The sequence below is a fragment of the Pseudoxanthomonas mexicana genome (genome assembly GCF_010093385.1).
Lineage (GTDB): Bacteria > Pseudomonadota > Gammaproteobacteria > Xanthomonadales > Xanthomonadaceae > Pseudoxanthomonas_A > Pseudoxanthomonas_A mexicana.
Genome location: NZ_PDWV01000062.1, coordinates 1 through 19,828 on the forward strand (window position 1 = coordinate 1; position 19,828 = coordinate 19,828).

Here is a 19,828-nt window from a genome sequence, read left to right on the forward strand (position 1 = left end):
TAGGGCTCGTACACGCTGCGCTCGATCACCGCGCCCGCGCTGTTGGTGACCGCCACCGGCGTGCCCAGCGCATCGGTGTGGATGTACTCCACCACCGTCTGTGCCTGCGCGACCGCCACGAGGGCCAGCCACATTGCCAGACACACCACAACACGCAAGAGATGTCGTTCCATGTCCTCTCTCCTCACAGCGTGAACGGGCCAGCCCAGGCCGAGCAGCCGGCACTGCTGCAGGCGCGCACCCAGAACTGACGCGTCCCCAAACCGGTGCCCGAGACAACAGTGTTGGGTCCGTTGTAGATCTGCGACCGCGTACCCGTGCCCACCTTCATGTCGACCTCGTAGCGCGTCGCGCCCACCGAGGCGTTCCACTGCACCTGCCAGTACGTCACCGGCGGCTGGACTTCGGTATCCGTGTTCTTCATGCCACCAAGACCCGTCGGGGTGGCAGGGATGTACGACACGACGGTGTTCGCCGTGCCCGACCAGGGGCCGCACCCGGCCGCATTGCACGCCATGGCGCGATAACCGTAGGTGGCCGATGCACGACCGGTCACGCCGATCGATGTCGCTGCACCGCTGTAGAGCGCCGTCCAGCCACCCCCGTTCACCTGCTCCTGCACCTGGTAACTGGTCGCGCCGCCCACACCACTCCAACTGATGGTGTAACTATCCGTCGCGTTGCTGGCCGGCGCAGACACGCCGGGGGCCGTACTCGGCGTGTGGACCACCTGCACCGTGCCGGTGGCCGAGTAAGGGCCGCAGCCTGCGGCATTGCAGCCTTTCACCCGGAACGCATACGTGCCGCCGGCCTGGCTGCTGTAGCTCTGCCCCGTGCCGGCACCGCTGTAGACCACGGACCATGCCCCGCCGTTGTCGCTGCGCTCCAGCGTGTAGGCGTTCGCCCCGCTCACCACGGACCAGCCCACCGCATAGGCCCCGTTGGCACCCAGCGCGGGCACACTGAGGGTGGGTGTACCCGTGGGCGCGTAGATGGCCTGCACCGTGCCGACCGTCGACTGGGGACCACAACCGGCTGCATTGCAGGCCGCCACGCGGTACACGTACGAGCCTGCCTCCTGCCCGCCGGAAGCGGAGGGCACTATGCGAGGTGGCTTGGCAAGCAGAAAGCGGGGCAGGGCTTGAATCAGGGTTTGAGACAGCCACTACATCCAGTCGGAAAACTACTCTGACCACTATTTTTTGCTTGCACCAAGACGTCGTAACGCTAGCGCCCACCTAGATGCTTGACGTCTATTAGCAGATTGGAGAGGTCTTCTTGCTTCATTGGGCTCACCTCAGAAATCATCGAAGGAACGATCTCTCCTACCCACGGAGAGCCGGGGCCAGTCGGAGAAGCAGAGAATGCACCCTCGACCCTGACATAGCTATATGCATGCGATCTCAATATCTCCTCAAGCTTGTTTCTCTCCCCCCTCACGACAATCGACTCGATCACCATGTCGTTCAAGAAGTCAAGTTCCGTCGCATACAGGGTCGGGATACCCTGCCTGATCGCCAGATATCCTTTCAAGCTCACTTTCCTTCCATCCGCACTCTCTGGACTATTCTGAAGCCGCCTGAAGCTTGTAATGCACACCTCGCTCGAGCCTCCTCTGAAATAGCATGTGGCTCGAACCGCATCACCCTTGACCTGATCTGGATCGACGGGTCGCCCTCTTTCGCCGCATGCAGCTAGCAACAGCACAACTAGCGTCGTTATCATTGCTTGCAACACGGTAGTGATCTTGTTCATTTGTCAATCCTAATTACGGGTTTTCCAGCACCATCATATTGGTACGATCCGTTCGGGTTAGTTACGAAATGCGGAACTCCTGGGCTTGCTCCATACCAGTGGGTGTCGCCCCTACTGAAAGGCGCATAATGGGGGTTATCAGAAGTCGCCAGTGGATGTCCGTGAATAGTCGAATTGCCGTCAAATGGTGATTTTACGGTAAATCCTATTCCGCGTTTATCAAATTGATCGCCAACGGTTATCCCGTAGATCTTATAGGCCTCTACCGATGAGCCAATCGCCGCTTCAATCTCGAGCCCATACTTCGTAACAATCGGCTGAAGCATCGCATTAAAGGTATTCACTGCATCGGACCGAGAATCGTGCGGAACGCTTTCAAGACTTGAGCGCATGCCATCTACCTCCCGGCTTGCGGCAGAGAATCGCTCCATCTCATTGCCAGGCCTCACCGGAAGACCATTGTCGCGCCCATTTCGAGCCACCTGCTTTGGCTTGTCAGACTGAGCGACAGGAATAACCGCTCTGCATCGGAGGGGCGTTCGCTCACAGAGTGATCTTCGGTCCGGTTTTCGACCATCGGGATCTATGAAACCGAAAGGATTGCTATTGGCGTATCTATATCTATGAAACTGAAGGTTAGGACTATCATAAGCAGTCACCGAGTCCACACTAAGAAACACCCCCACCTGCGGATCGTAATACCGCTGCTGCATATACGTCAGCCCGGTGGCCGCATCCTGCACATGCCCCGTGAACCCCGGCCCATCCGTCAGCGCGCGGTTGATCAGCTGCCCATAGGGCTCGTACACGCTGCGCTCGATCACCGCGCCCGCGCTGTTGGTGACCGCCACCGGCGTGCCCAGCGCATCGGTGTGGATGTACTCCACCACCGTCTGTGCCTGCGCGACCGCCACGAGGGCCAGCCACATTGCCAGACACACCACAACACGCAAGAGATGTCGTTCCATGTCCTCTCTCCTCACAGCGTGAACGGGCCAGCCCAGGCCGAGCAGCCGGCACTGCTGCAGGCGCGCACCCAGAACTGACGCGTCCCCAAACCGGTGCCCGAGACAACAGTGTTGGGTCCGTTGTAGATCTGCGACCGCGTACCCGTGCCCACCTTCATGTCGACCTCGTAGCGCGTCGCGCCCACCGAGGCGTTCCACTGCACCTGCCAGTACGTCACCGGCGGCTGGACTTCGGTATCCGTGTTCTTCATGCCACCAAGACCCGTCGGGGTGGCAGGGATGTACGACACGACGGTGTTCGCCGTGCCCGACCAGGGGCCGCACCCGGCCGCATTGCACGCCATGGCGCGATAACCGTAGGTGGCCGATGCACGACCGGTCACGCCGATCGATGTCGCTGCACCGCTGTAGAGCGCCGTCCAGCCACCCCCGTTCACCTGCTCCTGCACCTGGTAACTGGTCGCGCCGCCCACACCACTCCAACTGATGGTGTAACTATCCGTCGCGTTGCTGGCCGGCGCAGACACGCCGGGGGCCGTACTCGGCGTGTGGACCACCTGCACCGTGCCGGTGGCCGAGTAAGGGCCGCAGCCTGCGGCATTGCAGCCTTTCACCCGGAACGCATACGTGCCGCCGGCCTGGCTGCTGTAGCTCTGCCCCGTGCCGGCACCGCTGTAGACCACGGACCATGCCCCGCCGTTGTCGCTGCGCTCCAGCGTGTAGGCGTTCGCCCCGCTCACCACGGACCAGCCCACCGCATAGGCCCCGTTGGCACCCCGCGCGGGCACACTGAGGGTGGGTGTACCCGTGGGCGCGTAGATGGCCTGCACCGTGCCGACCGTCGACTGGGGACCACAACCGGCTGCATTGCAGGCCGCCACGCGGAACGCATACGTGCCTGCAGCCTGCGCACTGTAGGTCAGGCCCCCACCGGCACCGCTGTACACGCTGGTCCAGCCTCCACCGTTGATGCTGCGTTCCACGGTGTAGCTCGTCGCACCGGAGACGCCCGTCCAACTGATCGAGAAATTGCCCTGGGCTCCCACGGCTGGAACGCTCAGCGACGGCGCCGAAGAGGGAACATGCACGGACTGCACTGTGGCCGCAGCCGAGCACGGTCCACCCCCGGCAGGGTTGCAGGCCTGCACGCGGTACACGTACGAGCCTGCCGCCTGCCCGCTGTAGGATTTGCTCAAGGCGGTGCCGGTGTAGGCCGCGGCCCATGCCCCGCCGTTGACGGCGACCTGCAACCTGTACTCCGTCACGCCGCCAATGGCGGTCCATGTCACGGCATAGTTGCCGCCAGCGGCCGTTCCGGGGGCGCTGAGCACCGGCGCCGCGCCCGGCGGATACTGTACGGCGACCGAGGCGGTCGTACTCCAGGCACTGCAACCGGCATTGAGGCAGGCGCGCACGCGGTAGCCATGATTGCCGGCAGGCTTGCCCATCACCGCCAGGCTTAAACTGGCACCGCTGTAGGCGGACGTCCAGGCGCCGCCAGACACCGCTTCTTCCAGCTGGTAGCCCGTCGCTCCCGAGGACGCCGTCCAACTGACCGTATAGCTGCCCGTCGTATTGAACGAGGGCGCAGTCAGCAGCGGCGTGGCCGGCGCGGTGGAGTTGACCACCCGCGCCACCAGGCTGCCGCCCAGGTAGACGTACCGGGTGATCTTGGCCTGACGCAGGTCGTTCTCGTACAGCAACTGGCCCGACTGGCTGTACAGGCTGTGCTTGTCCGCCGTCGTCCGGTCCAGCACGCGCCGGCCCAGACCGTCGTAGGCGTAGGTACTGTTGCCGGGCGCGTTGCGCAGCCGGTTACCGTAATCGAAGGTGTAGGCCTGCCCGTTCTTGTTGGTCAGGTTGCCCTGCACGTCGTAGTCCAGGCCCACGATGGTCGCGCCGCCCGAGTTCTTGATATTGGTCAGGCGGTTGTTGGTGTAGACGTACTGGGCGTAATCCTTGGCGCCGGTACGCGTCCAGGACGTCAGGTTGTCCAGTACGTTGTAGGCGAACTGGTGCAGCTGTCCGCCACCGCTGGCGGCGAAGGCCGGCGAACTGGCGGTCAATAGGCGATCCAGACCATCGTAGGTCATGGCACGGTTCTGATTACTGTCCCGCCAGTCCAGAATCGACTGCACGTTGCCGTTGCGATCGTAGGCGTATTCGTTGTCGAGCACCCCGCCGCTGTCGATCACCCGACTTGGCAGCTGGCGCGCGTTCTGCGCCATCGAGTGCACGATGCCGTTGCCATAGGTGAACTGCTTGATCGCCCCGTTGGGGTAATACTGCACGCCGGTCGCGTACGAACCCGCCTGGGTCGGCTGGCCCAGCGCGTTGGGTGCATAGCCCACGGTCAGGCCCGGGGCCGCGATGGCTGACAGCGCGCCATTACCGTCGTAGCTGTAGCCCACCGTCAGATCCACGCTACCCCACTGCTGTCGCTCGCTGGCCAACTGCCCGCGACGCTTGTAGGTGTAGATGGTGGTGACGCCCAGGCCGGTGCCGTTGGCGGTGACGAGTGAGGCCTGCTTGCCGTCCTTGAAGTAGGTGAAGGTGGTATTCCCCAAGCCAGCACCGGGGAACGCCAGGGACGCGACGCGATTGCGGGCGTCATACGTACGGGAGACCTTGCGGGCCAACACGGCGGCGTTGGACGCATCCGCGCAGCCCAGCGTCGCGGCCACGCCCGCGGCCGACCACGCCAGGTTGCCGGCACCGTCGTAGCCCATGAGGGTGGCGCCGGTCTCGGGCTCCACGCTTCGGCACAGCTGCTGATGGGTGTCGTAGGCGTAAGTACGCGTCACCAGCAGGCTGCCCGCCGCATCCCGGCGGGTGATCGACAGCGGCTTGCCCAAATCATCCCGCGTGATATCGGTGATGGCGCCTTCAGGATGCAGGATCTCGGTGGGCCAGTCCGTCGACGGCGAACCATAGGCCTTGAAGCGCGTGGTGGTGGAAGCCGAGCGCGCATTGGTCGTGGTGATGCGGAACTGGCTGTCGTAGGTTGTCAGCGTCGTCAGCGGCCCGTGCTCACTGTCCTGCGAAACAGACGTGGCGCGGCCCAGAGCGTCGTACTCGCTCCATATGCCGGTGGTCAGCGCATCGGTGCCTCCGGGGTAGGAAGCGAATGTGGTCCGCCCATCGTGGTCGTACGCGAAACGGGTGAAGCGCTGGGTGCCGGTCACGTTGGCGGTGTCGTACTCCCTGACCACCAGGGGCTGCCAGCGCGCATCGTAGTAGCTGATCTTGCGGGCATTGCCGGTACTGACCGTCTGCCGCCAGTGACCGGCGGGAATGCCGTACTCGGCCGCGGCCACCTTCTCGAACAGCAACGTGGTCGGGTTCCAGGTCACGGTCGGCTGTACGGTCGGATCGTCACAGGCCCCGACTGCCGTCTCGGAAGGGTGCGCGAGTTTGTTCAGGCGCCCCATGGCGTCGTAGCCATAGCAGGTCTTGTCGCCCGTCTCGCTGGTGACCGAGGTGATCCAGCCATTGTTGTCCACGGTGGCCGATTGCGAGGAGCCCGTCGGCGCTTCTGGCGTGGCCGGATACTGGATCAGTCGCGGAATACCCCGGTACCAGTCGCTCACCGTGATGACGTTGTTGTTGCCATCCTTGACCGTAGCCAACGTGCCGTTGGCGTTGTAGGTGAAGGTCTGCTGGAGCTTGCCAAACGCCGACTTCGTCAAAGGGAGCGCGGTGCTGGGGCTGTATGTCGTCGCCTCGGCCACCACTCCGTTGATCGAGCGCTGCTTCACCTGACCCAGCACCCAGGCCGCCGTGTTGTCTTCATACACCGAAGCCACTGTCCGGCTGTAGGAGGTCGCGCCTGGCGTGACCAGTTCACTGCGCTCGACCGCCTGTGTGATCCGTGCCAGCGCGTCGAACGCGGTCACCGTATTGAAGAAGCTCGCGCCCTGCTGCTGGGTTTTAGAGCTCTTGAGCGGCCGGTTGTAGTCGCCACGCCCACGAATGAACTCGTACGCCAGAGGCTGACCCATCCAGTCGGGGAAAGGCATGCTACCCATCTCGGAGGTCTGGACGTACGTATTCTCTCGCCGTAACAGCACGTTGCTGCCCTCGCGAACTTCCTGACTAAGCATTTGCCCCTCGTTTGCCAGTGCGTCCGTACCATAGACTTCCTGCGCGACCGAACCGTCCGGCTTCGTTGTGGTGACTGCGCGAGTACCGCCCACCGGGTAGCCGGGCGTCATCTGGAAGTCGTCCTGGTGCTGGTACTCCCACACTTGGGCGCTCAGCCCAGGACCTGTCAGCGTCTTGCGCTGCAGCGCAAGCACGTCGAACCGATTGGGCACGTAGGGCTTGTGACTCCAGAAAGTATTGGCAGGTGTATCCGCATCATCCTCACCCACCATCACGGCATCGCACATGCCCGTGGAACCAGTGAGGTTTGTGCGGTAGTGTCGGCGGTACCCCAGTCGGTAGGTACCCACCGCCCCGGACGGGTGTGTCATGACCAGATCGCCCGTGGCGCCAGTGAGGCGCCGCATCAACTGGCACTCCATCGGGAAATCGAAAGGATCTGCATCTGTCATTGGGGCGAAGCGCGCCAGCCCCAGCATCGCGGCAGAGGAGAAGGTGAACTGGCTGTTGTCCGGCAACGTGACCGAGCTCAGAAGTCCATCCGAATACCCATAGGAGACCGATCGCGTGCCCGTCGTCGCCGACGCAATGCGGCCGCTGCTGTAAGTGAAGCTGATCTGACGGCCATCACTGGCCGTGATGGAGCTGAGGGCGCTGCCGGACCATGTGTATGTCAAATAGTTGCCGAAGCGGTCCTCGATGCGCGTGGGATATATCCGGTACGTGCGCCGCGGGAGCTCGGCGAACTGGCGGAACACGCGCCCACTGCCCAGCACCAGGGTTCCAGAACCCTTTAGGGGTCGCTCCAGATAGTCCACCATCCAGTCGAAGAAGTACTTGGTTCCATCGGGCGCCAGCGCCAGGAATCCTTCGCCAGCCTGCCCGCTCTGCAGTTCCGTCAAACAGCCAAAGCGCCAATGACTCTTGGTGGTCAGGTTTGTCCAATTGCCAGCAGGCGCAGGTATCGGACCCCCGGGACTACGGTAGAGGACTCCCTGCTCGCCGCCTCCCGGCACATTGAGGCTGATGCCGTTCCAGATGTTGTAATTGAGGAAGTGCACCTCCCCCACGCTCACGCTGGGAGGCCGGTACTGGTCCGAGTTGGTGGGCGAGGAGCACCTCGCATTGGGCGCTGAGGTATCAACGACCCAACCCTGCGCTTGCGCGTAGGTCGCGGACAGGTAAGGGAGATCCAGCTCCCACTCGCCGAAGGCGTAGCCGCGCCAGAGATTCTCGTCCCCCGGCGAACTCGGCGTCTTGTTGCCATCAACTTCCAGGCGGCGGGTAACCGCGACGCTCAACCCGTCATTGCCAGGCAGCGCCAAGTCCGTTTGGGAGAATGAGATGCCGCCCGTGCTGGCTGACACCTCTTCGCCGAACAGGTCGGGTCCAAGCGCACGCACGTGGATAGCGTGCTTTTTCGAGCCAATCACCTTCTCGCCATAACTAATGGCTTCTATGGCATAGGCGGAGGCACAGCTACCCCATAGAACGAAACCCAGCAGCAAGCTGGCAGCACTCCTACTCTTCGACACGCTTCCCCCAAAGGCAACCATATGCGGCTACCAGCTTTCCATGCTCGGCGCGTCGAGACGCACCCCCGTGTCTCCAGCCTAAGGCGAGTTACAGATCAGGGAAAGACATTGCTGTTGGTAAATGCGTGAAGCAGACAGTTTGATCAGGACGCCCCACCAACCGACTCGCGGACCTGATGCCGATGTTTGCTTTGGGTCGTAAGCCGCCCTCCCCTACCCTCGATAAACATCCCTAATCCCCTGCTCCACCCTGATACCCGCTTCCTACAAGAGGTATCAGTAGCACAACGGGCGCGATATTGGTTTGACCTTCCTCCCGCGGTTCAAACTGGCCCACGAATAACACTGGATGTATGTTCGGGCGTGGCTTGATTTGCCTGCGTTCCAAGCACGACCTGCTGGATTCGACCACCCATGCATTGGGCTGATCCCGCATGCTTCACGAGCATGCAAGAGCAGCGGAACTCTCGACCTACGCCGTGGTTGAAGGCTCCGGTCCTGGCCGCCCTAGCCTACATAAGCTATTGCTAATGTAGCACATGTTGATATAATATAACTATCCATTCCGACTCCTCTAAGGGAGCAAGTGTCTCGTGTCGTCGCTCAAGATGTCCGCACGAACTGCAGAGGCAAATTGACTCTCTCAAAGCATTTCGCCACGTACTGTTGCGACTGGTCGGGGGCCCTGGTGCGCTCTGGCTTGCCACCGCAGGATTCCATGGCAAACGGCCTCTGCGGTTTTCCTCAACCACCGCCGTAACGACAGGACAGGGCAACACCATGACCCGCATCCTTATCCTTGGTAGCGGCTTTGCCGCACTCACCGCCATCCGGCAACTGCGCAAGCAGCGTGTCGACGCCGAGATCATCGTGGTATCGCCACGCAACGAACTGGTCTACCTGCCCAGCCTGATATGGCTGCCTTCCGGCGAGAGGACAGGAGACGATCTGCGCGTCCCGTTAGCGGACTTCTTCCGCCGTGAGCGGGTGGTTTGGCACCCCGGCAGCGTGCTGCAGGTGCTCGAAGGCGGGAGGCGCGTGGTCACCGACAACGGCGAGCTGCACAACGACTACCTGATCGTCGCGACCGGCGGCCGGTACCTGCGCAAGCTGCCCGGCATCGAGCATGCTCTCATTCCCTGCGAAGGCATTGCCAGCGCCGAGGCGATTCGCGACCGACTGGCGGCGATGGATGGCGGCACGATCGCCATCGGCTTCGCCAGCAACCCGAAGGAACCCGGGGCGGTACGCGGAGGTCCGATGTTCGAGTTCCTGTTCGGCATCGACACCTTGCTTCGCCGACAAGGCAGGCGCGGGAAATTCAAGCTCGTGTTCTTCCACCCCTCCCAGGAACCGGGCCAGCGACTCGGCCCATCCGCTGTGCAGAAGCTGCTCTCGCGCATGCGGGCGCTCGGCATCGAAACCCATCTTGGCCACAAGCCCGTACGATTCGATGCGGACAAGGTGGTGACGGAAGGTGGCGAGTTCGCGGCCGACCTGATCCTGTTCATGCCCGGCCTCACCGGCCCGGCGTGGCTGGACGACAGCATCCTGCCGCGTTCGGAAGGCGGTTTCGTGGCCGCCGACGCGCACTGCCGCGCGATCGGCCTGGAGCGCGTGTACGTAGCCGGCGACGTCGGCAGCTATCCCGGCCCGGACTGGATGGCCAAGCAGGCGCACCAGGCAGACCTGCAGGCGGAAGCCGTCGCCAGGAACATTGCCGCCGAGTTGCGCCACGAACCCGCCAGCCACGGCTTCAAGACAGAACTGGCATGCATCGTCGACACGCTGGACAGCGGCCTGCTGATCTACCGCAGCGGATCCAGAACCATCACGTCGCCGCGATCGCGCGTGTTCCACTGGCTCAAGCGCAAGTTCGAGGAACGCTACCTGAAGCCGTATCGGTAGGTTCCGCCAGCAGAGGTCGCTGGATTGCGCAACGAGTATCCGTTTCTACACCTCGGCAAGTCCATCTAGACCTGGGCGGCCGAATACACTACACCGTGGCGCCCCGATACAGCCGACGCAGAAACCGGGCGCCTGCGCCGGCATCGCCGCGTGCGCTAGTCGCGATCCCGCAGCCGCCTGTAGAGCGTACGCTCGCTGACGCCCAACTTCTCTGCCAATGCCTTGCGGGACCCGGTGTGCGCGCGGGCCGCGGATTTCACCAGGCCCGTCTGCATGGCCTTCAAGGTGCCTTCGGCCGGAGTCGCCCCTTGTGGCGAGGCTCCATGGGTGTCCGTATCGCTTCCCAATGTCAGAGCACGCAGGATGTGGCGCTCCGTGATCCGGGGCCCGTCACAGAAGATCACCGCTCGCTCAAGAAGATTGCGCAACTCGCGGACGTTGCCCGGAAAGTCGTGGCGGCGAAGCCGCTCCAGGGCCGAAGGCGTCAGCGTCAACGAGCGTGCGGCCTCCATTCCCTGAAGCAGATTCCGGACCAGGCCTTCAAGATCATCCATGCGTTCACGCAGCGGCGGTACGCGGATGGGGAAAGTACTCACACGATAGTACAGGTCCTGACGAAAACTGCCGGCTTCCACCATGACGCGCAGGTCGCGATGGGTGGCCGAGACGATACGGACGTCAGCCAACCGCAACTCGGTCCCGCCGACCCGGCGATAGCAGCCGGTTTCGATGAGCCGCAGCAGTTTGACCTGCATCGTCAACGGCACATCGCCCAGTTCGTCCAGAAACAGGGTGCCCCCGTGCGCGACCTCGACCAACCCCTTCTTGGTGCTGAGCGCACCCGTGAAAGCACCCCGTTCGTGTCCGAAGAGTTCGCTTTCGAACAAGGTCTCGGACAAGCTGGCGCATTCCAGCACGACGAAAGGATGCGTACGCCGCGGGCTGGCATCATGTAGGGCCTGCGCGACGACTTCCTTGCCACTGCCCGACTCGCCTTGGATCAACACATTCACGTTTGAGTCGCCTGCGCGCGTGATCAATTCCAGCATGGAGCGAAATGGTGCGGAGCGCCCAATGAGCCGACGCTCGGATCCTCCGCGCGCAAGGACGCGCAAGGGCTCCATCTTTTCCAGAAAATAGCTCTCACGCGCAGTGCCCCCCAGCAGGGGCGTCAATTCGATATTGAAATACTCCTCCCCGCCCGGCATGTGATGCAGGTGCACGGCACGCTCGCGCTGGCCACTGGCCAGGGCAGCGGCAAGCGGGCAGCTCTCTCCCATTCTGTCGCAGGGAACCGGAGAGCCATGAGAAACCTGATGGCAGGTCCGTCCCACTACCGGCGCCTCGCTCGCATACAGCGCCACATAGGCGGCATTGGCGGCCACGATCCGGTACTGCCGATCGAAAAGGACGTGCGGCTCCGGCAGGCTTTCCAGGTAAGAGAGCAGTAATGGGGGCAGCTTGGTGCTCAAGTCGCTTCAACCTGGAAACGCCATATGTGGCAGAACCATGCTGCCATAAATGGCGTACACGGCGCCATTGCCGAACGTCACTACATCGTAACTGTTTGATTCAACAGTCTTCGTGGCGCTTGGTGCGATTGGCACGCTGAGTGCTTACGGGTAGACGCGGGGCGGACTTGCAACGCCACCGCGGGAGGGGATGCGCCGCCCGCCGACCCATCCCCTCCCCCTTTCCATTCCGCACCGGAGGAGTCGCCGTGATATCGGAACACCTGGTCGAACTTTCGCGACTGCAGTTCGCGGTCACGGCCATGTATCACTTTCTTTTCGTACCGCTCACCCTCGGCCTCACCTGGATCCTGGTGATCATGGAAAGCGTGTACGTGATGACCGGCAAGGTCATCTGGAAGGACATGACCCGCTTCTGGGGGAAGCTCTTCGGCATCAACTTCGCCTTGGGCGTCACCACCGGCATCACCATGGAGTTCCAGTTCGGCACCAACTGGGCCTACTACTCGCACTACGTGGGCGACATCTTCGGTGCACCCTTGGCGATCGAAGGACTGATGGCGTTCTTCCTGGAATCGACGTTCATCGGCCTGTTCTTCTTCGGCTGGGAGCGCTTGAGCAAAGGGCAACACCTCCTTGTAACGCTGCTGATGGCGATCGGCACCAACCTGTCCGCTCTGTGGATCCTCGTGGCCAATGGCTGGATGCAGTATCCGGTCGGCGCCGAGTTCAGTTACCAGACCATGCGCATGGAGATGGTCAGCTTTTGGGATGTGGTCTTCAACCCGGATGCCCAGGCCAAGTTCGTGCACACCGCATCGGCCGGGTATGTGACAGGCGCTATGTTCGTGCTGTCGATATCTGCGTGGTACCTGTTGCGCGGCCGCAACATCGAGTTCGCCAAGCGCAGCTTCCGCGTGGCCGCTGCCTTTGGCTTGGCTGCGGCAGCGTCAGTGATCGTGCTGGGCGACGAATCCGGCTACACCGTCGGCGAAGCGCAGCAGACCAAGCTGGCCGCCATGGAGGCGATGTGGGAAACCCGGCCAGCGCCGGCCGGGCTGGCGCTGGTGGCAGGCATCAACGAACGGGAGCAGCGCAACGACTGGGAAATCGAGATCCCCTGGGTCCTCGGCCTCATCGGAACACGCAGCACCGACCAGGCGATTCCCGGCATCAAGCAGATCAAGGCGCGTAACCGTGAGCGCATCATCAGCGGCATGCAGGCCGTCGAAGCGCTGGAGCGCCTGCGTGCGGACCGTGCGGACCTGGAAGCGGGGTCCCGGTTCGAATCGCACAAGGCGGACCTGGGGTTCGGTCTGCTGGTTCGGCAGTACGTACGCGACATGACCGAGGTCACGCCCCCGATCATCGACCGCGTTGTGGATGACACCATCCCACGCGTCGCGCCCATGTTCTGGTCATTCCGCCTGATGGTGGCGCTCGGCTTCCTGATGCTCGTCCTGTTCGCCCTGGCATTCTGGCAGACGGTAAGAGGACGCTTCACCGAGCGCCGCTGGTTGTTGAAGTGGGCCCTGTGGATGCTGCCTGCACCATGGATAGCCTGCGAGCTTGGCTGGTTCGTCGCCGAGTACGGCCGCCAGCCCTGGACCATCTACGGCGTACTGCCGACGCACATGTCGGTGTCGAACCTGAGCGTTGCCAGCCTGTACGGCTCGCTCGCAGGGTTTGTCGTGTTCTACACCGTCCTGCTGGCGGTCGAGATGTACCTGATGGTCAAGTTCGCCCGGCAAGGACCAGGCAGCCTGGGCACAGGTCGTTACGACCTCGACGTCGCCGATGCTCTGGCGCATCCCTGAGGAGAATCCGATGATCTTCGACTACCCCACCTTCAAAGTCATCTGGTGGATCCTGGTTGGCGTCCTGCTGGTCGGTTTCGCCATCATGGACGGACACGACATGGGCGTCGGCACCCTCCTGCCCTTCGTCGGAAGGAACGACGAAGAGCGCAGAGTGGTCATCAATACCGTCGGTCCACACTGGGATGGAAACCAGGTCTGGTTCATCACCGGAGGGGGCGCCATCTTCGCTGCATGGCCCCTCGTTTATGCAACGGCCTTCTCGGGCTTTTACTGGGCCATGCTGGCGGTGTTGTGGGCCCTGTTCTTCCGGCCGGTCGGCTTTGACTATCGCAGCAAGATCGCCCACCCCGCCTGGCGCAGGACATGGGACTGGGGTCTTTTCATCGGAGGTGCGGTACCTCCGCTCATCTTCGGTGTGGCCTTCGGCAACCTGTTCCAGGGCGTCCCCTTCCACTTCAACGACATCCTGATGCCTACGTACACGGGTACCTTCTGGGCGCTGCTCAATCCCTTTGCGTTGCTGGTCGGCGTGGTCTCCAGCGCCATGATCACCATGCACGGCGGCATGTACCTAGCTCACAGGACGGTGGGCGACGTGCAACGACGCACCACGACCGCCGCCGTCGGCGCGGCCCTGGTGATGGTGCTGGCCTTCGTGGCTGCCGGGTTGTGGTTGCGCTTTGGGGGCATCGAGGGCTTCAGCATCCAGACAGCGCTCGCACCCGACGCGCTGCCCGACCCTCTGGCCAAGACGGTCGTCCGTGATGCCGGCGCCTGGTGGGCGAACTACGAGAAGCAGCCGTTGATCTGGCTGCTGCCGATCCTGGGCGCGTCGGGAGCGCTTGCGGCTGCAGGGCTGGTTCGCACCGGCCGTACGTTGGCGGCCTTCCTGGCCTCCTCCCTGTCCATCGTCGGCGTGATCGGCACCGCCGGCGCGGCGTTGTTTCCCTTCGTCATGCCCTCCTCGTCCGATCCGCGCTCCAGCCTGACGGTATGGGACAGCACCTCAAGCCATCTGACACTCGCGCTGATGTTCTGGGCCACGCTCGTGTTCATGCCCATCATCATCTTCTATACGGGCTGGGCCTACCGGGTGATGCGCGGCAAGGTGACCGTCGACGACATACGTGCCAATGAGCATTCCGCGTACTGAGGCCCGCGTGATGACCACGATCGCACTCACGACACAGAACCGCCGTCACGTCACCCCGCATGCGGGCCGCTGCCGACATTTCATGGTCAAACGGGTCGGCGATGGCTGCGAGGGCGAATGGGAATCGCGCGCCCTTGCGAAGGAACAGACGCTCTTTTCGTGTGCGGAAGGCCTTCCGGACGCACCCCGCGATGTGGACGTGATCATCACCGCCAGTGCCGGCCCTGGCCTGCAGGCTCGACTGGCACGGCATGGCGTCCACTTGGGCGTGACCGACATCCTGCTCCCGGAGCAGGCACTGGCGGCATGGCGGGAGGGCCACCTGGAAGTGCGGCCGCCCCTGCCAGCGGCAGCCTCCCGCGCAGACGGCGGCACCTGTCGCTGCGCGGGGCACAACGAACGAATCGCTCAATCAGACCCGGCTCCGTCGCGTCGCACCGACGACGACCCAAAGGGTTGAATAGGAGAAAAAGCTATGTGGTATTTCGCGTGGATCCTCGGGGTCGGCTTTGCGGTATTGCTGGCCATCCTCAACGCAATGTGGGGGGAACACGAGCAGGGGCGCCGAGACGCTTCGGAAGGCGACTAACGCAGTCCGGGACTTCGTCAGGTCAGGTCAGGAGCCACGTGACAGTACGGTTTATCCAGTATCCTCCGCCGATCAGGAACACGAACAGCACCGCGGCGAGCAGGAGCGGCCTCACACCCGCTTGACGGATCGCCCCCACATGGGTGCGCAGGCCTAGCGCGGCCATCGCGACGGACAGCAGCATGGTATCGACTTCGATCAGCGCGTCGACAAGTCTGACCGGTAGCACGTTGAGCGTGTTTGCCGCGCTGGCGGCGATGAACAGCACGGCGAACCATGGGATCGTGATGCGCGCGCCACCGGCGTCGGCCTCGTTCTCGCCCCTCGACGCGATCGACAGGAACAACAGGAAGGGTGCGAGCAGCATCACCCTGATCATCTTCTCGATCACAGCGGTGGCCGCCGCGGCATCACCGACGCTCCGAGCGGCGGCCACGACTTGGGCCACTTCGTGAATGGTCGATCCAGCGAACATGCCGAATTCATGCTCCGACAACCCCAAGTGCGGGTAGAGCCAGGGATAGGCGAACATTGCCAGCGTGCCGAATCCCACCACGGTGGCCACTGCCACCGACCCCTTGTGCGCCTGCCCGCGCACTACGGGCTCGACCGCCATGACCGCTGCGGCGCCGCAGATGGCGCTTCCTGCACCGATCAACATGGCGGTCTGCCGGTCCAGCTTCAGGATGCGCGTTCCCACCAGAACGGACAGGAGGAACGGCGAGGTGACCATCATCACCGCCGTCGTTACGCCGGCCCAGCCCACGTCAGCAATCTGCTGGAACGTGATGCGGAATCCATACAGCACGATGCCGGCGCGCAACAGCATGTTCTTGGAGAAGTCCACTCCCGTCGATACGTGGGTAGCGACTACAGGAAAGACCGTATTGCCCGCAACAATGCCGCAGACTATCGCCAGCGTCAGCGCACTCAGTCCCAGGTGCTGGGCCCAGGTCGACTTGGCCAAGGCCATGGCGGCAGCGGCCACCGTACCGGCCAGGGCGAGTCCGAGCCACCAGGATGTCTCCTTCAAGGGTCGGAGGAATACCGCAAACGCGGCAGGCACGTAGTGACGCATGACCAGAATCTCTCAGGGACCATTCGGGGTCGGGGAATGCACAAACGCTAGGCCCGCCAGTAACATGAGTCCAATACATCCTTCTCACCCTTGCATGAGTTGCGGTTATGCATATCAACTTGCATCTGTTGCGCATCTTCTTCATGGTCTCTGACCACCGCAGCTTCTCGCGCGCCGCTGAAGTCCTGCACGTCAGCCAACCCGCGGTTTCCAAAGCGGTGCGCGAGCTGGAGCGCCAGCTGGACCTGACCTTGATCGAGCGTGGTTCCGGCGGTGCCAGAGGGACGAAGGGGGTACGATTGACCGACAGCGGCAGCGCCCTGTACGAGCACGCCCGCGGCATCTTCGCGTTGGAACGGGCGGCACTGGAGGACATCCGTGCCCGCATCGGCAACCAGCGGGGTCGCCTGGTGGTCGGTGCCAGCACGACGGTTGCCGGATACTGGCTACCACCTTACGTGGCGGCACTGTCGACGGGGCTCCCTTCGATCGACGTCAGGGTTGTGGTTGGAAACACGCAGTCCATCGCGCAGACGCTGATCGATTGCGAGCTGGATGTGGCGCTGGTGGAAGGTGTTGTGGACGACCCGCGCATCGTGGCCACGCACTGGCGGGACGATCAGATGCGGCTCGTCGCCCATCCTGCGTACCCCGTGGCCCGCAGGCGCAAGCTCGGCACCGATGAATTGAACCGCCAGCCGTGGCTGATGCGCGAGCCCGGGTCGGGAACCCGCCTGGTGACCGAAGACATCATGCAGACTGCCGGCATCGAACCGGATCGGCGGGTGGAACTAGGCAGCAACGAAGGCATTGCGCGTGCCGCGGCCGCGGGACTTGGTGTGGCGATCCTCCCCGAGTGCGTCGTCCGCGACCTGGCTCAACTGGGCCGGCTCAAGTACCTGCGCCATCCCGTGTCGGGCCAGATGCGGCCCCTGTATCTGCTCCAACTCAGGGAGCGCCCGCCCTCCCCGCTCGTGCGCGCGTTCACGGCGATCCTGGCAGAGCGCCACGGATGATCCGGCGAAATGACGTGACCTCAGTTCAAGGGCTCCGTTTGCCATGAGTTTAGCGAAGCCAAATCGAGGAGCCTGGTCAGCGCCCCGGAGTTGGCACCGTCGGCGCCCAGAGCCTACGGCGTTTCCGTTTCACTGGGCGGACCGACAAGCACGGCCGCAGTCGGCTTATCGACGGTTTTGGCCACTAGAGATGTCCGCTTCGCGACCCCGTGGCGGATATCGGATGGGTGCCGCCGACGATTCCCATCGTTGTGGAGCTCTCCGCGGGAACGGCATCGAGAGAGCTCGCCCTGCCCGCCGGAGGCTGGCATGCGCCACCTCACTTGGCTGCTGTAACCGCCACGCTTCAGGACCTGTATCCAGCCTGGCCGGGGCTGCGCCTGACCGCCAAGCGCAAGAAGATGACGGACGTTGACTGGGCTGCGATTGAGTGGAGGAGAAGAAGCGCCGCACTGCCCCTGCGCGGCTTGTCGTGCAGGGGCAGTGCGGCGCCCAACGATTCGCGTCGAGGATATCCGACTCCGTCAGTCGTCCTTGTTGCTTTCCTGCTCCTTTTGCTCCTGAACCTGTTGCTGTGTCGTCTGCTGGCTCTGTGGCGCCGGCTGTTCTTGCCGCGTGCGCTGCTCGATCTGCTGTTGGGTCTGCGCTTGCGTTTGTTGCTGGCCGCCCCGCATGCCGGCACCGGGCCCCATCCTCGCACCGGAACGTGCGCCGGGACCCATGCCGGCGGCGCGGCCCGGCGGCACATCGGGCAACTCTATGCCGCGCTCGGCCGCACGTTGCCGCATTAGTTGGTGGTGCTCCAGGCGGAAGGCTTCGCGCTCCTGCTGGGTTCTGAGATTCCGCATCTTGTTGCGGTATGCGGTGCGCTCCTCGTCGGTCATCAATTGATAGCCGTATACCTGGGTCTGTGTGCTATCGCGATCAAGATTCTGACTGGGGTCGCGCAGGCGGTCCTGTTGCTGGACGCCCTGGCCCCGCTGCGCTGGGGCGCCTTGCCCACCGCGCTGCTGTGCGTAAGCGGGGCCCGAAGCGGAAAGGACAAGACAAGCGGCGATGATGAAGAAAGGCTTCCTGGTCATACGACACCTCTGCGTGTGGATGTGCCTCGCATCATTCGCCCATCCGGAGGGACTTCCTTGATCCGGATCAATCCGGAGGGGAGATCTCCTACCGTCCATCCGATCTTCATGACGAGTACAGCGCTGCCAAAGTGACCGATCAGGTGGAAGTAGCGGCCGCATATCCCGGCCGCGGACACGTCGCTTCTCAAGTCGGGGCATACATGTGCCGACACTTGTTCTGGTCGGGCACTAACGCTGCGCGACGCTTTGACGCAGCGCCCCAGATCGATGCGTATTGCTTACCCGACCAAAAGGATGCGACCGCCATGACGTTCATCCATCCGACGGTCGGACCCGGAAGATGACGCGTCCGTGGTAATCCGGCCCCAGCGCCTGCGTGCGGTAGCCCAGTGCCACGATACGCGCCTGCAGCTCATCCCAGCGTTCGCGCTTGGCGATCCACACCACGCCCGGTTCGCGCTCGGTCAACTCGCCGCGCAGATCCTGGTCGAAGGATCGCTCTGCGTAGCCCTGGCGCGGCGGCGGATCCAGCGCGATTTTCTCGATCTCGGCGCCCAAGTGCAGGTGCAGGCCATATCGCGCCATGTCTTCGACGAATACGACCTCATGGATCGGTCCGGGCGCTCGATCATGTATCGCCTCGGCCCATGCCCCCGCATCCTTGTGGGTCGGCCACCAGGCGGCAGCCAGGCGCAACGCCAGCAGCAGGCCGAACCAGACCAGCAGCCGGGGCCAGCGCGGCATGCCGCGCCCATCGGCCTGCCGTCGCTGCGCTATCAACAATGCCAGCGGCACGAACAGCGGCAGCAGATACAACGGTAGCCGAGAGCGCGCAAGGCAGAATACGACCAACGGCAGCAACAGCCACAGCGCGAGCAGCACGTCGGCGCGCTGCGCATCGCGCACGGCCGGCGCACGCCAGGCGCGGTGGGTGGCGGGCAGCGACTTCGCCCAGCGCCACAGATCGGCGGTCCAGGGCACGGTACCGAGCAGCAGCGTCGGCACGTAGATGACAAGCCAGCCGTACCACTGCCCATGACGGCCGAATTTGTCGGTGGTGACGCGATTCACCACCTCATCGCCGATGAAGTATTCGAGCAGGCCTGGATTGTTCACCGTCACCGCCACGAACCACGGCAGCGCCAGCAGCAGGAAGACCGCCAGCCCCGCGCTGTCGAACAGGCGGTGACCCCGTTCGCGCGGCACCAGCCAACCGTAGATCGCCATCACCAGCAGCGGTAGCAACGCCGGTGGGCCCTTGGTGAGGAAGGCGAGCGCGAATCCCACCCACATCAGCACCTGTCTCTTATCCACATCCCCGAGCCCCCGCGACTCCTGAGCGACT

At 63.4% G+C, this 19,828-nt stretch carries 13 protein-coding genes and 1 pseudogene; 6 read left to right on the forward strand and 8 right to left on the reverse strand.

The window, feature by feature from the left end; all coding sequences use genetic code 11:
* Positions 1-184: 184 nt before the first annotated feature.
* From CSC76_RS16535 to CSC76_RS16550, 4 genes are all read right to left on the reverse strand, one after another.
* Positions 185-1,102: a phage tail protein gene (locus CSC76_RS16535; RefSeq protein WP_238395037.1), complete on the reverse strand. Its 918-nt coding sequence runs from the start codon at positions 1,100-1,102 to the stop codon at positions 185-187.
* Positions 1,103-1,227: 125 nt separating this feature from the next.
* Positions 1,228-1,755: a hypothetical protein gene (locus tag CSC76_RS16540; protein WP_162111068.1), complete on the reverse strand. Its 528-nt coding sequence runs from the start codon at positions 1,753-1,755 to the stop codon at positions 1,228-1,230.
* Positions 1,752-2,723: an RHS repeat domain-containing protein gene (locus CSC76_RS16545; protein ID WP_162111069.1), complete on the reverse strand. Its 972-nt coding sequence runs from the start codon at positions 2,721-2,723 to the stop codon at positions 1,752-1,754. The genes CSC76_RS16540 and CSC76_RS16545 overlap by 4 nt, the downstream gene beginning before the upstream one ends.
* Before the next feature lie 11 nt (positions 2,724-2,734).
* Entirely contained in the window at positions 2,735-8,230 is a 5,496-nt protein-coding gene (locus CSC76_RS16550) for an RHS repeat protein (protein ID WP_162111067.1), read from the reverse strand.
* A gap of 912 nt (positions 8,231-9,142) precedes the next feature.
* Between CSC76_RS16550 and CSC76_RS16555 the strand changes: the two genes are divergently transcribed.
* A complete protein-coding gene (locus CSC76_RS16555; protein WP_162111070.1) occupies positions 9,143-10,270 on the forward strand; it encodes an NAD(P)/FAD-dependent oxidoreductase in 1,128 nt (375 codons plus the stop codon).
* A 155-nt stretch (positions 10,271-10,425) separates the two neighbouring features.
* Here CSC76_RS16555 and CSC76_RS16560 read toward each other — a convergent pair whose 3' ends face one another.
* Complete coding sequence (locus CSC76_RS16560) at positions 10,426-11,742, reverse strand: sigma-54 interaction domain-containing protein (RefSeq protein WP_162111071.1); 1,317 nt, start codon at positions 11,740-11,742, stop codon at positions 10,426-10,428.
* 248 nt (positions 11,743-11,990) lie between these two features.
* Here CSC76_RS16560 and CSC76_RS16565 point away from each other — a divergent pair, with 248 nt between their 5' ends.
* From CSC76_RS16565 to cydX, 4 genes are read left to right on the forward strand one after another with little or no spacing between them, the layout of a single operon-like run.
* Positions 11,991-13,559 carry a cytochrome ubiquinol oxidase subunit I gene (locus tag CSC76_RS16565; protein WP_162111072.1) on the forward strand — a complete coding sequence of 523 codons (1,569 nt, stop codon included), beginning with the start codon at positions 11,991-11,993 and terminating at the stop codon, positions 13,557-13,559.
* 10 nt (positions 13,560-13,569) lie between these two features.
* A complete protein-coding gene (cydB, locus tag CSC76_RS16570; RefSeq protein ID WP_162111073.1) occupies positions 13,570-14,715 on the forward strand; it encodes a cytochrome d ubiquinol oxidase subunit II in 1,146 nt (381 codons plus the stop codon).
* A 10-nt stretch (positions 14,716-14,725) separates the two neighbouring features.
* On the forward strand, positions 14,726-15,175 hold the full coding sequence (locus CSC76_RS16575) for a NifB/NifX family molybdenum-iron cluster-binding protein (RefSeq protein WP_162111074.1): 450 nt from the start codon (positions 14,726-14,728) through the stop codon (positions 15,173-15,175).
* Positions 15,176-15,190: 15 nt separating this feature from the next.
* Positions 15,191-15,304, forward strand: a complete 114-nt coding sequence (cydX, locus tag CSC76_RS16580) for a cytochrome bd-I oxidase subunit CydX (RefSeq protein WP_162111075.1) — start codon at positions 15,191-15,193, stop codon at positions 15,302-15,304.
* 22 nt (positions 15,305-15,326) lie between these two features.
* Here the strand turns inward: cydX and CSC76_RS16585 are convergent, their stop codons facing one another.
* Complete coding sequence (locus CSC76_RS16585) at positions 15,327-16,382, reverse strand: YeiH family protein (protein ID WP_162111076.1); 1,056 nt, start codon at positions 16,380-16,382, stop codon at positions 15,327-15,329.
* Between the two features lie 107 nt (positions 16,383-16,489).
* Between CSC76_RS16585 and CSC76_RS16590 the strand changes: the two genes are divergently transcribed.
* Positions 16,490-17,398: a LysR family transcriptional regulator gene (locus CSC76_RS16590; RefSeq protein ID WP_238395038.1), complete on the forward strand. Its 909-nt coding sequence runs from the start codon at positions 16,490-16,492 to the stop codon at positions 17,396-17,398.
* Positions 17,399-17,922: 524 nt separating this feature from the next.
* On the opposite strand, the gene CSC76_RS16595 is transcribed toward CSC76_RS16590, so the two are convergent.
* Complete coding sequence (locus CSC76_RS16595; protein WP_162111077.1) at positions 17,923-18,480, reverse strand: hypothetical protein; 558 nt, start codon at positions 18,478-18,480, stop codon at positions 17,923-17,925.
* Positions 18,481-18,795: 315 nt separating this feature from the next.
* Positions 18,796-19,828, reverse strand: a pseudogene (locus tag CSC76_RS16600) (ArnT family glycosyltransferase); the annotation flags it as partial.